The organism is Streptomyces sp. G7(2002) (assembly GCF_028870195.1).
In the GTDB taxonomy this organism is placed as follows: domain Bacteria; phylum Actinomycetota; class Actinomycetes; order Streptomycetales; family Streptomycetaceae; genus Streptomyces; species Streptomyces nigrescens.
The window spans coordinates 2,661,569-2,678,263 of record NZ_CP102609.1; the positions used below are offsets into that span (position 1 = coordinate 2,661,569).

17 protein-coding genes are annotated in these 16,695 nt (G+C 72.3%); 12 read left to right on the forward strand and 5 right to left on the reverse strand.

What is annotated here, in order from left to right:
• The first annotated feature begins 34 nt into the window (after positions 1-34).
• From ectB to thpD, 3 genes are all read left to right on the forward strand, one after another.
• Positions 35-1,303 (forward strand): diaminobutyrate--2-oxoglutarate transaminase, encoded by a 1,269-nt coding sequence (gene ectB, locus NUT86_RS10855; RefSeq protein WP_018091827.1) that lies wholly within the window; start codon positions 35-37, stop codon positions 1,301-1,303.
• 46 nt (positions 1,304-1,349) lie between these two features.
• On the forward strand, positions 1,350-1,766 hold the full coding sequence (locus NUT86_RS10860; RefSeq protein ID WP_018091828.1) for an ectoine synthase: 417 nt from the start codon (positions 1,350-1,352) through the stop codon (positions 1,764-1,766).
• A 91-nt stretch (positions 1,767-1,857) separates the two neighbouring features.
• Positions 1,858-2,757 (forward strand): ectoine hydroxylase, encoded by a 900-nt coding sequence (thpD, locus tag NUT86_RS10865; RefSeq protein WP_018091829.1) that lies wholly within the window; start codon positions 1,858-1,860, stop codon positions 2,755-2,757.
• Between the two features lie 88 nt (positions 2,758-2,845).
• Here thpD and NUT86_RS10870 read toward each other — a convergent pair whose 3' ends face one another.
• Both NUT86_RS10870 and NUT86_RS10875 read right to left on the reverse strand, forming a co-directional pair.
• Positions 2,846-3,907, reverse strand: a complete 1,062-nt coding sequence (locus tag NUT86_RS10870; protein WP_159490309.1) for an aminotransferase class V-fold PLP-dependent enzyme — start codon at positions 3,905-3,907, stop codon at positions 2,846-2,848.
• A gap of 114 nt (positions 3,908-4,021) precedes the next feature.
• A complete protein-coding gene (locus tag NUT86_RS10875) occupies positions 4,022-4,738 on the reverse strand; it encodes a DsbA family oxidoreductase (protein ID WP_274734852.1) in 717 nt (238 codons plus the stop codon).
• A gap of 697 nt (positions 4,739-5,435) precedes the next feature.
• Here NUT86_RS10875 and NUT86_RS10880 point away from each other — a divergent pair.
• Both NUT86_RS10880 and NUT86_RS10885 read left to right on the forward strand, forming a co-directional pair.
• Positions 5,436-6,212, forward strand: coding sequence for a helix-turn-helix domain-containing protein (locus tag NUT86_RS10880; RefSeq protein ID WP_159490313.1), 777 nt, complete (start codon positions 5,436-5,438; stop codon positions 6,210-6,212).
• A gap of 49 nt (positions 6,213-6,261) precedes the next feature.
• Positions 6,262-6,951 carry a class I SAM-dependent methyltransferase gene (locus NUT86_RS10885; RefSeq protein WP_159490315.1) on the forward strand — a complete coding sequence of 230 codons (690 nt, stop codon included), beginning with the start codon at positions 6,262-6,264 and terminating at the stop codon, positions 6,949-6,951.
• Here the strand turns inward: NUT86_RS10885 and NUT86_RS10890 are convergent.
• Together NUT86_RS10890 and NUT86_RS10895 are read right to left on the reverse strand one after the other, a co-directional pair.
• Positions 6,893-7,441, reverse strand: coding sequence for a GNAT family N-acetyltransferase (locus NUT86_RS10890; RefSeq protein ID WP_266448755.1), 549 nt, complete (start codon positions 7,439-7,441; stop codon positions 6,893-6,895). The genes NUT86_RS10885 and NUT86_RS10890 overlap by 59 nt on opposite strands.
• 5 nt (positions 7,442-7,446) lie before the next feature.
• Complete coding sequence (locus NUT86_RS10895) at positions 7,447-8,997, reverse strand: aldehyde dehydrogenase (NADP(+)) (protein WP_274734856.1); 1,551 nt, start codon at positions 8,995-8,997, stop codon at positions 7,447-7,449.
• A gap of 138 nt (positions 8,998-9,135) precedes the next feature.
• Here NUT86_RS10895 and NUT86_RS10900 point away from each other — a divergent pair, with 138 nt between their 5' ends.
• The 4 genes from NUT86_RS10900 to NUT86_RS10915 all read left to right on the forward strand — a co-directional run bounded on the left by NUT86_RS10900 (position 9,136) and on the right by NUT86_RS10915 (position 12,414).
• The gene (locus tag NUT86_RS10900) at positions 9,136-9,906 is read left to right on the forward strand and encodes an IclR family transcriptional regulator (protein WP_093642835.1); all 771 of its coding nucleotides are present in this window, start codon (positions 9,136-9,138) and stop codon (positions 9,904-9,906) included.
• A gap of 103 nt (positions 9,907-10,009) precedes the next feature.
• A complete protein-coding gene (locus NUT86_RS10905) occupies positions 10,010-10,195 on the forward strand; it encodes a hypothetical protein (protein ID WP_274734858.1) in 186 nt (61 codons plus the stop codon).
• On the forward strand, positions 10,195-11,445 hold the full coding sequence (locus tag NUT86_RS10910) for a sensor histidine kinase (protein WP_274734860.1): 1,251 nt from the start codon (positions 10,195-10,197) through the stop codon (positions 11,443-11,445). Before NUT86_RS10905 ends, NUT86_RS10910 begins: the two co-directional genes overlap by 1 nt.
• Positions 11,446-11,697: 252 nt before the next feature.
• The gene (locus NUT86_RS10915; protein WP_159490327.1) at positions 11,698-12,414 is read left to right on the forward strand and encodes a response regulator transcription factor; all 717 of its coding nucleotides are present in this window, start codon (positions 11,698-11,700) and stop codon (positions 12,412-12,414) included.
• A gap of 223 nt (positions 12,415-12,637) precedes the next feature.
• Here NUT86_RS10915 and NUT86_RS10920 read toward each other — a convergent pair whose 3' ends face one another.
• Positions 12,638-13,642 carry a 5-dehydro-4-deoxyglucarate dehydratase gene (locus tag NUT86_RS10920; protein WP_266448766.1) on the reverse strand — a complete coding sequence of 335 codons (1,005 nt, stop codon included), beginning with the start codon at positions 13,640-13,642 and terminating at the stop codon, positions 12,638-12,640.
• Between the two features lie 236 nt (positions 13,643-13,878).
• Between NUT86_RS10920 and NUT86_RS10925 the strand changes: the two genes are divergently transcribed.
• The 3 genes from NUT86_RS10925 to NUT86_RS10935 all read left to right on the forward strand — a co-directional run bounded on the left by NUT86_RS10925 (position 13,879) and on the right by NUT86_RS10935 (position 16,390).
• Entirely contained in the window at positions 13,879-14,688 is an 810-nt protein-coding gene (locus NUT86_RS10925; RefSeq protein ID WP_159490329.1) for an NAD-dependent epimerase/dehydratase family protein, read from the forward strand.
• A gap of 117 nt (positions 14,689-14,805) precedes the next feature.
• Entirely contained in the window at positions 14,806-15,078 is a 273-nt protein-coding gene (locus NUT86_RS10930; protein WP_018091842.1) for a GlsB/YeaQ/YmgE family stress response membrane protein, read from the forward strand.
• Positions 15,079-15,145: 67 nt separating this feature from the next.
• Positions 15,146-16,390 carry a TerD family protein gene (locus tag NUT86_RS10935; protein WP_274734864.1) on the forward strand — a complete coding sequence of 415 codons (1,245 nt, stop codon included), beginning with the start codon at positions 15,146-15,148 and terminating at the stop codon, positions 16,388-16,390.
• The last annotated feature ends 305 nt before the right edge of the window (positions 16,391-16,695 follow it).

Here is a 16,695-nt window from a genome sequence, read left to right on the forward strand (position 1 = left end):
CATCCTTTCGCCACTCATCTCCCAGGAGCATGCTGTGACCATCACCCAGCCCGATCTGAGCGTCTTCGAGACCGTGGAGTCGGAGGTCCGCAGCTACTGCCGTAGCTGGCCCACCGTCTTCGACCGTGCGCAGGGCAGCCGCATGACCGACGAGGACGGCCACACCTACCTCGACTTCTTCGCCGGGGCCGGATCGCTCAACTACGGCCACAACAACCCGGTCCTCAAACGCGCCCTGATCGACTACATCGAGCGGGACGGCGTCACCCACGGCCTGGACATGTCCACCACGGCCAAGCGGGCGTTCCTGGAGTCGTTCCAGAACATCATCCTGCGGCCGCGTGACCTGCCCTACAAGGTCATGTTCCCGGGCCCGACGGGCGCCAACTCCGTCGAGGCCGCGCTGAAGCTCGCCCGTAAGGTCAAGGGCCGCGAGTCGATCGTGTCCTTCACCAACGCCTTCCACGGCATGTCCCTGGGCGCGCTGGCCGTCACCGGTAACTCCATGAAGCGCGCCGGCGCCGGTATCCCGCTGGTGCACGGCACCCCGATGCCGTTCGACAACTACCTCGACGGCACCTACCCGGACTTCCTGTGGTTCGAGCGGCTGCTGGAGGACCAGGGCTCCGGTCTGAACACCCCCGCCGCCGTGATCGTCGAGACGGTCCAGGGCGAGGGCGGCATCAACGTCGCCCGTCCCGAGTGGCTGCGTGCCCTCGCCGACCTGTGTGAGCGCTGGGACATGCTGCTCATCGTCGACGACATCCAGATGGGTTGCGGCCGTACGGGTGCCTTCTTCTCCTTCGAGGAGGCGGGCATCGTGCCGGACATCGTCACCGTCTCGAAGTCCATCAGCGGCTACGGCCTGCCGCTCGCGCTCACCCTGTTCAAGCCTGAGCTGGACATCTGGGAGCCGGGCGAGCACAACGGCACCTTCCGCGGCAACAACCCGGCGTTCGTCACCGCCGCCGCGACGCTGGACACCTACTGGGCCGACGGCCAGATGGAGAAGCAGACTCTCGCCCGCGGTGAGATCGTCGAAGCACACCTCAAGGCCATTGCCGAGGAGCACCCGGACGCCATCGCCGAGTACCGCGGCCGCGGTCTGGTGTGGGGCATGGAGCTCAACGACAAGCCCACCGCCGACAAGATCGCCAAGCGCGCCTTCGAGCTGGGTCTGCTGATCGAGACCTCCGGCCCGGAGAGCGAGGTCGTCAAGCTGCTGCCCGCGCTGACGACCACCCCCGAGGAGCTGGACGAGGGACTCCGGATCCTCGCCCGCGCGGTCCGCGACTGCGTCTGACCACTCCAGAGCCCCTTACCGTTCCACAGAAAGGCACCGAGTCACCGTGATCGTCCGATCCTTCAAGGACATCGAAGGCACCGACCGCCACGTCAAGGCCAAGTCCGGCACCTGGGAGAGCAAGCGCATCGTGCTCGCCAAGGAGCGCGTCGGCTTCTCGCTGCACGAGACCACCCTGTACGCCGGGACCGAGACGTCGATGTGGTACGCGAACCACATCGAGGCCGTACTCTGCGTAGAGGGTGAGGCCGAGCTCACGAACGACGAGACCGGCGAGAAGTACACCATCACGCCGGGCACGATGTACCTGCTCGACGGGCACGAGAAGCACACCATGCGGATCAAGGAGGACTTCCGCTGCGTGTGTGTCTTCAACCCGCCCGTCACCGGCCGCGAGGACCACGACGAGAACGGGGTCTACCCGCTTCTCACCGAACCGGAGTCTGAGCCCGAGACGGTCTGAGGCCATCCGCCTGCCCCGTCCGGCAGCGCTGAGGAAGGCACGCACGCGCACGTAAGCCAGATTCCGTACGAGAGGAGAGGAAGGCAACACCATGACCACCGCACCCGAGCGCACCGCCGACCTGTACCCGACCCGTGGGACCGCTGAGGTCATCACCCCGCGGAAGGACCCGGTGGTGTGGTCGCAGCCCGGAACGGCCGGCCCCTTCGAGCCGTCCGAGCTGAGCGACTTCGAACGCGACGGCTTTTTCGCCATCGGGGAACTGCTCACGGCGGAAGAAGTCGCGGTGTACCGCGCCGAACTGGACCGTCTCGTCCTCGACCCGACGATGCGCGCCGACCCGCGCTCCATCGTCGAGCCGAAGTCTCAGGACGTACGGACCGTGTTCGAGGTGCACAAGATCAGCGAGGTGTTCGCCAAGCTGGTCTCCGACCCGCGCGTGGTCGGCCGTGCCCGTCAGATTCTCGGCTCGGACGTCTATGTCCACCAGTCGCGCATCAATGTGAAGCCGGGCTTCGGTGCCTCCGGCTTCTACTGGCACTCGGACTTCGAGACCTGGCACGCCGAGGACGGACTGCCGAACATGCGCACCGTGTCGGTCTCGATAGCGCTGACGGAGAATTACGACACCAACGGCGGCTTGATGATCATGCCCGGCTCGCACGAGTACTTCGTGGGCTGCGAGGGTGCGACGCCGAAGGACAACTACAAGCGGTCGCTGCAGATGCAGGACGCGGGCATCCCGTCGGACGAGGTGCTCACGAAGATGGCGGACAAGCACAGCATCCGTCTCTTCACCGGTAAGGCCGGCTCGGCGACGTGGTTCGACTGCAACGCCATGCACGGCTCGGGCGACAACATCACGCCCTACCCGCGCAGCAATGTCTTCATCGTCTTCAACAGCGTGGAGAACGCTGCGGTGGAGCCGTTCGCGGCACCGGTCCGGCGCCCGGAGTACATCGGGGCCCGCGACTTCACTCCGGTGCGTTAGGGGACACTCGCACCGGTGGCGCGGCCGCCGCACAGCTGGTCTGTGCGGCGGCCGCGCCGTGTTGTACGGCCGGTACGGCGGACCGGTCCTACCTCAGCAGGGCCAGCAACCGGTCCACGTCGTCCGTCGAGTTGTAGAGGTGGAAGGCCGCGCGGAGCAGCCCGCCGCGCACCGAGACCCGCACCCCTGCCTCGGCCAGCCGGTGCTCGGCGTCCGCGATCCCGGGGGTGGAGACGATCGCCGAACCGGGCGCGGGCCGGGGCGTCAGACCGCGCTCGGCCAGCCCCGCGCGGTAGTACTCGGCGAGTGCGGTGTCGTGGGCGTGGATGGCGGACACGCCCAGCTCCCCGAGGAGACCGAGGGACTGTTCGGCGCCGACGTAGGAGAAGTGGGCGTGCGGTTCGTCGAAACGCCGGGCGGTGGCGGCCGGCTGGATCAGCCCGTAGTTGGACTCGCCGATGTCCTCACCGGCGACCCAGCCCGCATGGAGCGCGGCCGGCCACTCCTCGCCCCGCCCGAAGTCCCCGCCGAACGCCATGAACGTCGTCCCGCGCGGGCACAGCAGCCACTTGAAGGCCCCGGCGACCACGAAGTCGAAGTCCGCGGCGCGCAGCGGCAGCCAGCCGGCGGCCTGGGTGATGTCGAGGTAGGTGCGCGCCCCGTGGGCCGCCGCCGCCTCGCGGACCGCCGCCATATCGGCGATCCGGCCGTCCAGCGACTGCACGGCGCTGAAGGCGACCAGCGCGGTGCCGGGGCGCACCGCATCGGCGAGCGCCTCCAGCGGCACGGTACGCAGCTTGATGCCGGGGTGGGCGGCGAGCGGATTGACCAGGGAGCTGAAGTCGCCCTCGGGGGCCAGCACTTCGGCGCCCTCCGGGAGCGAGGCCGCCACGAACGCGGACTGCACCGCGACCGAGCTGCCGACGGCCACCCGCTCGGCGGGGAGGTCCATCAGCCGGGCGAAGGCGGCGCGGGAGGCCGTGGTGGCGGCGAGGTAGTCGCGGCCCATCGTGCCGTAGGAGGCGGACTCGTCGATGGCCGCGCGCAGGGCGTCGGCGGCGCGGCGCGGAAGGAGTCCGGACGAGGCGGAGTTCAGATAGGTCGTCTCGGGCGCGAATTCGGCCCCGCCGAGTGGCTCACGTCGATGCATGTCCCCACTCTGCTCGGCACCTCGCGCCACGTCCATGGCGACTTTGCTCGGCCGGCCCGCAACGGTTCCTTATCGGCGCAGGTCACACCGGGTGCGGCCGGACCGGCCCCGGTCTCACTTCCCGGGCACGGCGCACCCGTCGTCCCCGCACACCGGGGCCGCACCGGCCTCGTCACCGGCGGGCTGTGACGGCTCGGCACCGTCGGCGTACGCCCGCTCCAGGGCCTCCCGGAAGACCTCCGCGGGCTGCCCGCCCGAGATGCCGTACCGGCGGTCGATGACGAAGAACGGCACGCCCGTGGCGCCCAGCTCCGCGGCCTCGCGCTCCTCGGCCCGTACCTCCCGCGCATACGCCCCGGGGTCGGCCAGCACTCGGGCAACCTCGTCCGCGGGCAGCCCCGCGCCGACGGCGATCTCACGGAGCACGGCGGGGTCACCGAGCAGCCTGGCCTCGGCGAAGTTGGCGCGGTAGAAGGCGTCCAGCAGCGCCTCCTGGACGCCGTGCGCCCTGCCGAGGTGCAGCAGCCGGTGCAGGTCGAAGGTGTTCCCGTGGATCCGGTCGGAGCGGTAGTCCAGCCCCTCCCCCGCCGCCGCGTCGGCGACGCGCGCCTCCATCGCCTCGGCCTGCGCACGGCTCACGCCGTACTTCGTGGCGAGCATGTCCAGCACCGGGACGTCGGTGGCGGCCGGCGCCTTCGGATCCAGCTCGAAGGAGCGGTGCACCACCTCGACCTCGTCGCGGTGCGCAAAGGCGGCGAGCCCGGCCTCGAAGCGGGCCTTGCCGATGTAGCACCAGGGGCAGGCGATGTCGGACCAGATTTCGACGCGCATGAGCTGACTTTCCTCAAGGTGGGTGTGTGGTGGTGAAACCTTGGGGGTGGGGGCGGTATTCCCGCTCGGGACGCGCGGCCTTCGCGTACCGCCCGGATCAAGCATGTGCCGATCTTGCGCTTCCTCGTGGCTCTGTCGTGGGGGACGGGGGAAGGGCTTCCTGAGCCCGCACACAGCGGGGGCATCCGCACGGGGGCCAGACTCCCGATGCCTCCGGGCCGAGGGACCTGTCAGCACCGTCGGCCGGGTACGTGACCGCGGCCCCCCAGGTCCTGCCGGAGTCGCGGGAGACGCGCACGGTCATGGTCATGGGCGGTTCCCCACGTGGTCACGGTGGTTCCGGAGCCGCACGTTCGCGTCCGTCGCGGCGGACAGATCACCGCGTTCGCGCGCTTCCCTGCGCTGCACGGCGAGGGCGACGCAGACGGCGCAGCCCTCCACGGGGGTGGGTTGGAGCTCTGGCAGCGAAAGGGAAACCGCTGCGCCGACACCGCCTCCGGGTGCCCCAGAATTGCCGTTGGCCATGTGCTCCGCCTCTCCTCGACCGTTTCTCGGTGCTTCGATGGTCGCGGCGTGCAAGGGACATCACGACGACGCTTGGGGCGTCACCGGGGCGTCACTCGGAACCGTGCCAACGACACCTGGGTGGGCGTCAAACCGGTGTCATTCGACGGTGATTCGGTCTAGCTTTGACGTCATGACGACGACTGCTGTGGTGCCGAATGATGTGCTGCGGGCCGTGCGGCTGGGGCTGCGCATGAGTCAGGACGAGTTAGCGACCGCGCTACGGCGCGCGGGCGCCGAGCTGGGAGAGCCCAACGAGGCGTCAAAACGCTTGGTACAGCGCTGGGAAGCCGGTGTCAGCAGGACGCCGAGGGGCGTGTACGCACGGGCCCTGGAGCGGGTGACGGGCCGCCCCGTGGAGGCCCTCGGATTCTCCCTGCCGGTACCGATGGCACGGGTTCACGCAGACGGGAAAGGAGGGCACGACATGGATGGCGGGGGCGAAAGCACCGCTGCGGTCGTGGATCCGCAGCATGCCGCGCGGCCGGGCGCGGAGTCGTTCACCGGCGTGTGGCTCAGCCGGTACGAGTTCTACTCCTCCAGCCGGGACGCCACGTACGAGGGCAGGCACTACGTGGTGATCGTGCAGCACGGAAACCGGCTGACCGCCCAGAGCCTGCCCGGTGCGAGCAGCAATCCGGACAGCCCGCTCACACTGGACCTCACCGTGGACCGGAACGTCATCACCGGTTCATGGGTGGAGCAGACGGCCGCCGACGGCTACTACAACGGCGCTCGCTACCACGGCGCCGTGCAGATGCTGGTCGAGCCGACCGGCCGCCGCATGACCGGCAAGTGGGTCGGCTTCGGCAAGGAATTCGATGTGAACACGGGTCCTTGGGAACTGCGCCTGGTGGACCGCTCGACCAGCAAGGCCGCGTTGGCGCAGTACAGCACTCCGCCCGAGTGACCCCGTAGCTCCGCGGGGTGGCCGGCTGTCCGGTGGGTACGGTCCCCGCATGACCTCGTCACAGGGATTTCTCGGGTTCTGGGAGACGACCGGGTCCGCCAAGACCTTCACTCATCCGCTCGACCCGGCGCTGCTGGATGCGTATGTGCCGCGGAGCGCGCGGGTGCTGGACTACGGCTGTGGTTACGGGCGGCTGACCGCCGAGCTGGCCGGGCTCGGGTATGGCGCGGTGTGTGGGGTGGATGTCTCGGCGGCGCTGATCGCGCGGGGGGAGCGGGAGCATCCGGAGCTGGAGCTGCTGCGCTGTCCCGGTTTTCCGCTGCCGTTCGAGGACGGTGCCTTCGATGCGGCGCTGCTGTTCGCGGTGCTCACCTGTGTTCCCCGGGACGCGGACCAGACGGCGATCGTCGGGGAGCTGGGGAGGGTGGTGCGGCCCGGTGGGGTGCTGTATCTGAGCGATGTGCCGTTGCAGGGTGATGCGCTCAACCGGGAGCGGTATGCGCGGTTCGCGGAACGGTACGGGACGTACGGGGTGTTCGAGACGCCCGACGGCGGGGTGTTCCGGCACCATCCGCCGGAGCGGCTGCGGGGGCTGGTGCGAGAGGCGGGCTTCTCGGTGCTGAAGGAGCGGGCGGGGTCGGTGGCCACGCTGGACGGGCGGACGGCCGAGCGGCTGCAGCTCATCGCCCGGCGGGAGCCGGCGGCGTCTGCGCCGTCGCCAGGTCCAGCGTCAGGGTGAGATGGGTGGCGTCCGGGGCGGGGCGGCGGTCCGGGTCGGGGCGCCAGCCGAGGCGGGTGTAGAAGGCGCGGGCGCGGTGGTTGTGCCAGAGGACGTCGAGGGCGGCCCGGGAGATGCCGGCCGCGTGCCAGGCCCGTAAGCAGGCGTGGTGCAGGGCCAGGCCGACGCCGGTGCCCCAGTGGCCGGGGTCGACATGGAGCTGGTGGAGGGTGACGGCCGGCTGGTGGCCGGCGCGGTGGCGGTAGGAGGCCGCGCCGACCACCGTGCCGTGCCGGGCGGCGCAGAGCGCGGAGGTGTCGTCCCGGGCCAGGTCGCGGGACCAGGCGTCGTGCCAACGGGCCTGTTCGGCGGGGACGTCGAAGGGCGCGTCCGGGAAGCGGGCGCGGTGGTAGGCGGCGCGGGCCCCGGAGTGCAGGGCGGCGATCGCGGCCAGGTCCGCAGCGGTCGCGGCGCGGACCCGGAGTGCGGCCTCGTCGGGGGCGGGGCGCACGGTCGCTACGCGCCCTCGGCGCGGCCGTCGACCCGGCGCGGCAGACCGAGCGGATTGTCCTCGCGCAGTTCGGGCGGCAGCAGCGCCGGCGGGGTGTCCTGGTAGGCGACCGGGCGCAGCCAGCGTTCGACGGCGCTGCCGCCGACGGAGGTGGAGGTGGAGGTGGTCGCCGGGTAGGGGCCGCCGTGGTGCTGGGCGGGGGCGACCGCGACACCGGTCGGCCAGCCGTTGACGACCACCCGTCCGGCGAGCGGGGTGACCTGGGCCAGCAGCCGGGCACCGCGGCCCGCCTCATCGGTGCCGGCGCTCTCCGCCTCGCCGAGCTGCAGGGTCGCGGAGAGGTTGCCGGGCAGCCGGGCGAGTACGGCGCCGATCTCGGCCTCGTCGGTGTAGCGGGCGACGACGGTGACCGGGCCGAAGCACTCCTCCAGGAGGAGGTCGTGCGGCCCTTCGGTGGCCAGATGGTCGGCGGGGACGGCGAGGAAGCCGGCGCTGACGGTGTGCTCGCCGCCCGCGCCGGGGGTCACCGGCGCCTCGACGCCGGGGAGCGCGGCGCGGGTGCGGATCCCGTCGAGGAACGCCTCGCGCATCCGGTGGTCGAGCAGCACCCCGGCCTCGGTGTCGCTGACCGCGGCGGTCAGCGCCTTCAGCAGCCGGTCGCCCTTCTCCCCGTCGGGCGCCAGGACCAGGCCCGGCTTGACGCAGAACTGGCCGACGCCGAGCGTCATCGCCCCGGCCAGCCCGGCACCGATCTGCTCGGCGCGCTCGGCGGCCGCGGCCTCGGTGATCACCACGGGGTTGAGGCTGCCCAGCTCGCCGTGGAAGGGGATCGGGTGCGGGCGGGACGCGGCCGCGTCGTACAGGGCGCGGCCGCCGCGGACCGAGCCGGTGAAGCCGGCCGCGGTGATCAGCGGATGGCGCACCAGGTCGATACCGGCCTGGAAGCCGTGCACCAGGTTGACCACGCCCTCGGGCAGGCCGACCTCCCTGGCGGCACGGCGCAGCAGCGCGGCACACAGCTCGGAGGTGGCCGGATGGTCCGGGTGTGCCTTGACGACCACCGGGCAGCCCGCCGCGAGGGCGCTCGCGGTGTCGCCGCCGGGTACCGAGAAGGCGAGCGGGAAGTTGCTGGCGGAGTAGACCGCGACCGCGCCCAGCGGGATCTTGTAGCGGCGCAGGTCGGGCCGGGGCGGGGTGAGGGCGGGGTCGGCGTGGTCGATCAGGACGTCGAGGAACGCGCCCTCCTGCACCAGCTCCGCGAAGGCCCGCAACTGGTAGGTGGTGCGGGCGAGTTCGCCGGTGAGCCGGCCGGGGCCGAGCGCGGTCTCGGCGTCGGCGGCCTCGATGACCGCGTCACCCGCCTCGTCGAGCAGATCGGCGGCGCGGCGCAGCAGGGCGGCGCGTACGGTGCGGTCGGCCAGCGCGCCCCGGGCGGCATGTGCCGTGCAGACCGCGGTGTCCACCTCTTCGGCTGTGGCTTCCACCGCAACCTGTTCCCGCTGCTTCCCGGTCCGGGGGTCGACACTCCAGACTGGTGCTGCTGCTGTCGCTGCCACCGTGCATTCCTCCCGGGCGATGCTGCCGAGTCGTTCCGCGCCTTGCCGCACACCGGATCACGTTCGATATGCTGAACGCTGTCCCAGATGATGAACAACTGGGACTCTATGGCGGTCCGAACAGAGGGGTCAAGGGCGATGTCAGCTGCCGATACCGGTGGATCGCAGGTCAAATCCGCCGTGCGGACGGTCGAATTGCTCGAGTACTTCGCAGGCCGTCCCGGTATGCACAGCCTGGCCTCCGTCCAGGAAGCGGTCGGCTACCCGAAGTCCAGCCTCTACATGCTGCTGCGCACCCTCGTCGACCTGGGCTGGGTCGAGACCGACGCGACCGGCACCCGCTACGGCATCGGGGTGCGCGCACTGCTCGTCGGCACCTCGTACATCGACGGCGACGAGGTCGTGGCCGCGGCCCGCCCGACGCTGGACCGGCTCTCCGACGACACCACCGAGACCATCCACCTCGCCCGGCTCGACGGCACCAATGTCGTCTACCTCGCGACCCGTCAGTCGCAGCACTATCTGCGCCCCTTCACCCGCGTCGGGCGGCGGCTGCCCGCGCACTCCACCTCGCTGGGCAAGGCGCTGCTCGCCACGTACACCGACGAGCAGGTCCGGACGATGCTGCCGCCCACCCTCGACCGGCTGACCGAGCACACCCTCACCGACCGCGAGCAGCTGATCGAGGAGCTGCACACCGTGCGCGAACAGGGCTTCGCGGTCGACCGCGAGGAGAACACGCTGGGCCTGCGCTGCTTCGGCGTCGCCATCCCCTACCGCACCCCGGCACGGGACGCGATCAGCTGCTCGGTGCCGGTGGCCCGGCTGACCCCGGGGCACGAGCAGATGATCAAGGACGCCCTGTTCGACGCCCGCGACCGGCTGGCGCTGGCCACCCGGCGCCTGTGAGGCGGCCCCACAGGACCGGTTGAGCGCCCCCTCCCCCGTACGGCGGAGGGGGATCGTCATCGGGACCGAGGCGCCGCGGGGCGGCCGCCGGAAGGCTGTTGCCATGAGCACTCGGACCGGCCGTCCCGCACGCGCCCCACGCCCCGCCGCCCCGCGCACGGCGGCGCTTACGGTGCTGCCCACACCGCTGATGAGCCTCACTTACTCTGGGCAGATGCTCGTCGGGACGATGGTGGCGGTGGCGGGGGCCCACTTCTTCGCCGAACGTGAGGCCGCCCGGTGCGACTGATGGGCCGGCGCTGGGTCCATCTGGTGCTGGGCGGCGCGCTGTTGATGCCCTTCTTCCTGCTGGCCTCGGTGGTCCTGCCGCTGGTCGCGGACGGCGCCGACCCGCTGCGCCAAGTGGGCTGGCAGCTGGTCGCGTTCGGCTGTGCGCTGCCGCCGGCCGCCCTGGCCGCACTGCTCTTCCCGCTGCTGCGGCCGCTGGAGGTGGCCGCCGTCCGGTCGCTGTGCGGGGTGCCCGCGGAGCGGCTGGCCGAGGGACCGGCGGTCTCGTGGGCGGCCCGGCGGCGTACCGCGCTGTGGTTCGTGGCGCATCTGCTGACCGGTGGGATCGTCAGCGGGATGACGCTGTCCGCGCCGCCGGCCGCGGTGGTGCTGCTGTTGCTGCCGTTCTCCGACCCCCTGCGGCACACCGCGCTGGGATGGCCGGACGTCTTCCAGGGCGTGCTGGGCCCGCTCGCGGGTCTGGCGCTGCTGGCCCTGGTGGCCGGCACGTCCTGGGGCGCGGGGGCGCTGCTGGCCCGCGTCGCCCCCGTGCTGCTGGGCCCCACACCCGCCGACCGGCTGGCGGCCGCCGAGCGCCGGGCCGCCGATCTGGCGTCCCGCAACCGGCTGGCCCGCGAACTGCACGATGCGGTCGGGCATGCGCTGAGCGCGGTCACCCTCCAGGCGGGCGCGGCCCGCCGGGTCCTGGACACGGACCCGGAGTTCGCCCGCCGGGCGCTGGCCGCCATCGAGGAGACCACCCGCGACGCGGTCGCCGAACTGGACACCGTCCTCGGCCTGTTGCGCGAGGAGGACGGCAGCGACCCGGCCATGCCCGCACCCACCCTGGACGGCCTGGAGGCGCTGCTCGGCCGGACCCGGGCGGCGGGCGTACCGGTCGAGGCGACGGTGGAGGGGCCGTGTGCGGGGCTGGCGCCGGTGGTCTCCCGGGAGGCCTACCGGATCGTGCAGGAAGGCCTCAGCAACGCGCTGCGGCACGCCGGTCCGGTGCCGGTCCGGTTGCATCTCGGCGTCCGGGAGCGCGAGTTGCAGATACGGGTGGAGAATCCGGTGGCGGCACCGGCCGCCGGCTCCGCGTCCCCGGCGGCCCGGCCGGGCGGAGGTCGCGGGCTGCGCGGGATCGCCGAGCGCGCCCGGCTGCTGGGCGGTGCGGCGGTGGCGGAGCAACGGGACGGCGTATGGCGGCTGACGGCGCGGCTGCCGCTGGCGGGGGCAGGGATGGGGGCAGGGACGGGGACGGAGGAGCGGTGAACGGGACGGCGTGTGGGGGCGGGCGGCCCGGCTGACGGGGGTGGGGGCGAGGGCGGAGGAGCGGTGAACGGGACGGCGTACGGCGGCGGACAGCCCAGCTGACGGGGACGGGGGACGGGGGTGGGGACGAGTGAACGGTGAACGGGACGGCGTATGACGGCTGACGGCGCGGCTGCCGCTGGCGGGAACGGGGAAACGGTGAACGGGACGGCGTACGACACAGGACCGGAAGCCGGGGACGGCGTGGGCGGCATGACCACGACGCAGGACGGCGGCGACGACCGGCGGGCGGGCGACGGGGACGCCCCCCGCCCCCTCCGTATCGTGCTCGCCGACGACGAGCAGATGGTGCGGTCGGCGCTGCGCGCGATCCTGGGCGCCGAGGGCGATATGGAGGTCGTCGGCGAGGCGGCGACCGGCGCCGAGGCGGTGCCGCTGATCCGTGCGCTGCGCCCGGACATCGTGCTGATGGACGTCCGGATGCCGGAGATCGACGGGATCCGGGCGACCGAGCAGGTGCTCGCCGGGATGGACCGGCCGCCGCGCATCATCGTGGTGACGACCTTCGAGAACGACGCCTATGTCTATGACGCGCTGCGGGCCGGTGCCAGCGGGTTCCTGCTCAAGCGGTCCGGCGCGGAGGACCTGGTGCAGGCCGTGCGGCTGGTGGCGCGCAGCGACTCGCTGCTGTTCCCGGCCGCGGTGCGGCGGTTGGCCGCCCGGCACGCCGGGGAGCGGGCCGCGGAGGACGCGGTGCGGGCGCTGCGGGCCCGGCTGTCGGAGCGGGAGCGGGCGGTGCTGCGGCTGATGACGGCCGGGATGACCAATGCCGAGATCGCGGAGCGGCTGGGGGTGGGCCCGGCCACGGTCAAAACGCATGTGGCGGGGGTGCTGGCCAAGCTCGGGGTGCGGGACCGGACCCAGGCGGTGATCGCCGCGTACGAGTGCGGGTTCGTCCGGCCGGGGTGAGCGCGGGGGGAGGGACTCGGGGGGCGGGGGGCCGGGCGGTCCCGTACGGGCGGCCCCTACGGGATGACTGGGCCCCCGGTCTTAGGCCTACCCGTCGTCACCGCTCAGTAGCCGGGCCGCTGCCCCGAGTGGTGACCTGCTGGATGCCGATGCCGGCGAGGGCGGCCGGGGGCCTCCGGATCACCGGCCACGTCCCAGGGGTGGAGGAACGCGCCGGTGCGCGTCAGGCGCCGGTCCCTGCCGTGTCCGTGACCAGGGCCAGGCCGCGTTCGATCAGCCCGGCCAGCTCCCTCAGATGCGCGGGGGACGGTTCGCTGAGCGGCGGCCGGACCTCGCCGACGTCCGGGCCCCGCATCCGTACGCCCGCCTTGACCAGCGATACGGCGTAGCCGCGGCCCTGGTTGCGGAGTTCGACCAGCGGCCGGTAGAAGCCGTCCAGCAGCCGGCGCACGGTGTCGTCGTCGCCGGTGTCCAGCGCCCGGTGGAAGGCGAGTGCGATCTCGGGGGCGAAGGCGAAGACGGCGGAGGAGTAGAGGCGGACGCCCAGGCCCCGGTAGGCGGGGCCGGTGAGTTCGGCGGTGGGCAGGCCGTTGAAGTAGAGGAAGTCCTCCTCGGGGGCCTCGGTGCGGACGGCGCTGATGATGCGCTGCAGCAGATCGAGGTCGCCCAGCCCGTCCTTGAGGCCGATGATGCCGGGGGTCCGGGCCAGGGCGGCGACGGTGGCCGGGGTGAAGACCGCGTTGTCGCGCTGGTAGACGATGACGGGGAGCGGGGTGGCGGCGGCGAGTTCGGTGTAGTGCGTCAGCAGCCCCTGCTGGCCGGCGACGACGAGATAGGGCGGCAGGGCGAGCAGCCCGTCGGCGCCCGCTTCGTGGGCGAGGTGGGCGAACTGCGCGGCGAGCGCGGTGCCGTAGCCCGTACCGGCGATCACCGGGACCCGGCCCGCGGCCTCCTCGACCGCGGCCGCGACGCAGTCCGCGAACTCCCCGGGGGTGAGCGCATGGAATTCGCCGGTGCCGCAGCAGGCGAACACGGCGGCCGCGCCCGCGTCGATGCCGTCGCGCACATGGGCGCGGAAGGCGGCCGGGTCCAGCGCGCCGTCCGGCCCGTACGCGGTCACGGGGAAGAAGAGCAGTCCGTCGAGGCGGTCGGCGAGCTGGGAGTGCCGCCGGGGGGCACCTCCCGGACGAAGGCTGGGGGAGGTTGCTGGGGGAGGGGCTGAGGTCACGGGCTCTCCCTGGCATGCCTGTGCATGTTTATGATGAGCGTCCATATTTCTGAACGGCGCCACGCTAGAGCAGCCGTACCGCACCGGTCAAGGTGCCACAACTACCGCGCCGCAAGCCGATTCACACCACCCGTCAAGCGCCTTGACCGGCCAAGATCCAGCTTCCTACGGTGTCCACACATCTGAATGACATCCGCACATGCAGCCTTGCTGCGCAGTCGGAGGAGTCGCCGCCCATGACCGCACCCCGCACCGTTCTGCTCACCGGCGCCGCCGGCGGGCTCGGCACCCTGATGCGCGAGCTGCTGCCGCCGTACGGCTACCGACTGCGCCTCTTCGACCAGCGGCCCGTCGAGGGCGCACCGGACGCGGTCACCGCCGAGCTGGCCGATACGGAGGCGCTGCGCGAGGCGGTGCACGGGGTCGACGCGATCGTCCATCTCGCCGGGATCCCCCTGGAGGCCCCGTTCGAGAAGATCCTGCGCGCCAACATCGAGGGCACCTACCACCTGTACGAGGCGGCGCGCGCGGCAGGCGTCCGCCGTGTCGTCTTCGCCTCCTCCAACCACGCCGTCGGCTTCACCCCGCGCCCCGCGGACGGCTCCGGCGCCATCCCCGTCGACACACCCCGCCGCCCCGACACCTACTACGGCCTGTCCAAGGGCTTCGGCGAGGACCTCGCCTCGCTCTACTGGGACCTGCACGGCATCGAGACCGTCTCGGTCCGGATCGGCTCCTGCTTCCCCGAGCCGACGTCGGTACGGATGCTGTCGATCTGGCTGAGCCCGGCCGACTGCGCGCGGCTGCTGGACGCCGCGCTCACCGCGCCCGGTGTGGGCCACACCGTCGTCTACGGCTCCTCCGCCAACACCCGCCTGTGGTGGGACCTTTCGACCGCCCGCGCCCTGGGGTACACACCGCAGGACGACTCCGAGCCGTACGCGGCGGAACTGATCGCCGCCCAGGGCCCGCTGGACCCCGGCAACCCCGCCCACGACCGTCTGGGCGGCGCCTTCTGCACCGATCCGCCCCGGTGGCCGCACTGACCGGCACACCCCCGCGGCCGTACGGAGCACCACGCGGGACCTGCCACGGAACCCGTGCCGCCCGGCCGGCGTCCTCGTCTACGTACCGATTCTCCGCGCAGGAACGAGGAACACATCATGGGCATCGTCAGCTGGCTCGTACTCGGGCTGATCGCGGGCGTCATCGCCAAGGTTCTGCTGCCGGGACGGGACCCGGGAGGGATCATCGGCACGACCCTGATCGGCATCGTGGGGTCCTTCATCGGCGGCTGGCTCTCCACCAAGTTCCTGCACGAGCCGATCCCGAAGGACTTCGGCGAGCCGAGAATGTGGGTCGCCTCGATCGCCGGGGCCCTGGTCCTGCTGATCGCCTACCGGCTGCTCTTCGGCAACTCCCGCGAACGCCGGTGAACGGGCCGGGCGGCCATCGGACCGCAGGTAATGGAACCGCAAAGGTGAGCCGATCGTTGAGCACGGCATGACCGCTATGACTCCTGGCTCGAACCTCCCGCTCAGTGCCGTACGGGTGGCGGTGGACGTCACCGCCCCCGTGCGGCTGGACGTATCGGGCCTGCTGCTGGCCGCCGACGGCAAGGTGCGCTCCGACGACGACTTCGTGTTCTACAACCAGCCCGCCGGTCCGGGCGTGACGCACTCCGCGGCGGCCGGCGGCGGCGACACCATCACGGTGGACACCGCCGCGGTGCCCGACGGCATCGAGAAGATCGTGGTCACCGCGAGCCTGGACCAGCCCGGCGCGACCTTCGCCGGCACCGAGCCGACCGGCACGGTCCGCAACGCCGACGACAACAGCGTCCTCGCCTCCTTCACCCCGCCCCAGCTGGGCGCCGAGACCGCGCTGGTGGTCGTCGAGATCTACCGCCGCTCCGGCGCCTGGAAGGTCCGCGCGGTCGGCCAGGGCTACGCCAACGGCCTGGCGGGGATCGCCACCGACTTCGGCGTCAGCGTGGAGGAACCGGCCGCACCCGCCGCCGCCCCGCAGGCACCCCCCGCTCCCCCGGCACCCGCGGCACCCGCGGCCCCGGCCGGCCAGTGGGGACCGCCCGCCGGCACCCCTGCCCCGGCCGCCCCGCCGGCCGCGCCCCCGGCCCCCGCCGCCGCTCCGGCCGCACCGGCAGCCCCGGGCAAGATCAACCTCGACAAGGGCCGTGTCAGCCTCCAGAAGAACCAGACCGTCTCCCTGGTCAAGGGCGGCCGCCCGCTGCTCAGCTCGGTCCGGATGGGCCTCGGCTGGGAGCCCGCCTTCCGCAGCAAGAGCATCGACCTGGACGCCTCCGTCATCGCCTACGGCCCGGACCGCAAGAAGGTCGACAACTGCTTCTTCGGCAAGCTGATGATCCTGGGCGGCGCGATCCAGCACTCCGGCGACAACCTCACCGGCGAGGGCGCCGGCGACGACGAGGCGATCACCGTCCACCTCGGCGGGCTGCCCCCGGAGGTGACGGGCCTGGTCTTCGTCGTGAACTCCTTCTCCGGCCAGAAGTTCTCCGATGTCGCCAAGGCCTACTGCCGCCTGCTGGACGCCCAGAGCGGCGAGGAGCTGGTCCGCTTCGACCTCACCCACTCGGAGCCCCGTACGGGCGTGATGATGGCCAAGCTCATCCGCCAGTTCTCCGGCGAGTGGGAGATGACCGCACTGGGCGAGTACGTCGACGCCCGCACGGTCCGCGGCATGGTCAAACCGGCCGGCAAGGCCCTGTGAACCCGTGACGCCCGCTTCCCTGACGGCCCCGCCGCCGTCAGGGAAGCGGGCCGCGGCGTCTCACCCCCGGCCCGCTCCGCGCGCCGCGCCGGATCCGCCGTGTCCCCGTGGCGCCGCCTCCGGCGGACGGCCTTCCCTGGTGCGGGAACGGCCCAGGATCGAGAATTGTCTCGTCCGTACCGTCGAGCTCAGCACCTCTCCTTCCGCCTCCGCACGCCCCCAGGATTCCCGGTCCGCACGCCCCCGGGATTCCCCCGTTCCCCCACGCCCCATCACGGCTGAGCCCGTCACGGCATGTCCCCCAC

What these genes read in the sequence shown, in the direction of transcription:
- thpD (WP_018091829.1), top strand. Translation starts at nt 1,858, where the DNA reads ATGACCACCGCACCCGAGCGCACCGCCGACCTGTACCCGACCCGTGGG.
- NUT86_RS10870 (WP_159490309.1), bottom strand. Translation starts at nt 3,907, where the DNA reads ATGCATCGACGTGAGCCACTCGGCGGGGCCGAATTCGCGCCCGAGACG.
- NUT86_RS10875 (WP_274734852.1), bottom strand. Translation starts at nt 4,738, where the DNA reads ATGCGCGTCGAAATCTGGTCCGACATCGCCTGCCCCTGGTGCTACATC.
- NUT86_RS10880 (WP_159490313.1), top strand. Translation starts at nt 5,436, where the DNA reads ATGACGACGACTGCTGTGGTGCCGAATGATGTGCTGCGGGCCGTGCGG.
- NUT86_RS10885 (WP_159490315.1), top strand. Translation starts at nt 6,262, where the DNA reads ATGACCTCGTCACAGGGATTTCTCGGGTTCTGGGAGACGACCGGGTCC.
- NUT86_RS10900 (WP_093642835.1), top strand. Translation starts at nt 9,136, where the DNA reads ATGTCAGCTGCCGATACCGGTGGATCGCAGGTCAAATCCGCCGTGCGG.
- NUT86_RS10905 (WP_274734858.1), top strand. Translation starts at nt 10,010, where the DNA reads ATGAGCACTCGGACCGGCCGTCCCGCACGCGCCCCACGCCCCGCCGCC.
- NUT86_RS10910 (WP_274734860.1), top strand. Translation starts at nt 10,195, where the DNA reads ATGGGCCGGCGCTGGGTCCATCTGGTGCTGGGCGGCGCGCTGTTGATG.
- NUT86_RS10915 (WP_159490327.1), top strand. Translation starts at nt 11,698, where the DNA reads ATGACCACGACGCAGGACGGCGGCGACGACCGGCGGGCGGGCGACGGG.
- NUT86_RS10925 (WP_159490329.1), top strand. Translation starts at nt 13,879, where the DNA reads ATGACCGCACCCCGCACCGTTCTGCTCACCGGCGCCGCCGGCGGGCTC.
- NUT86_RS10930 (WP_018091842.1), top strand. Translation starts at nt 14,806, where the DNA reads ATGGGCATCGTCAGCTGGCTCGTACTCGGGCTGATCGCGGGCGTCATC.
- NUT86_RS10935 (WP_274734864.1), top strand. Translation starts at nt 15,146, where the DNA reads ATGACCGCTATGACTCCTGGCTCGAACCTCCCGCTCAGTGCCGTACGG.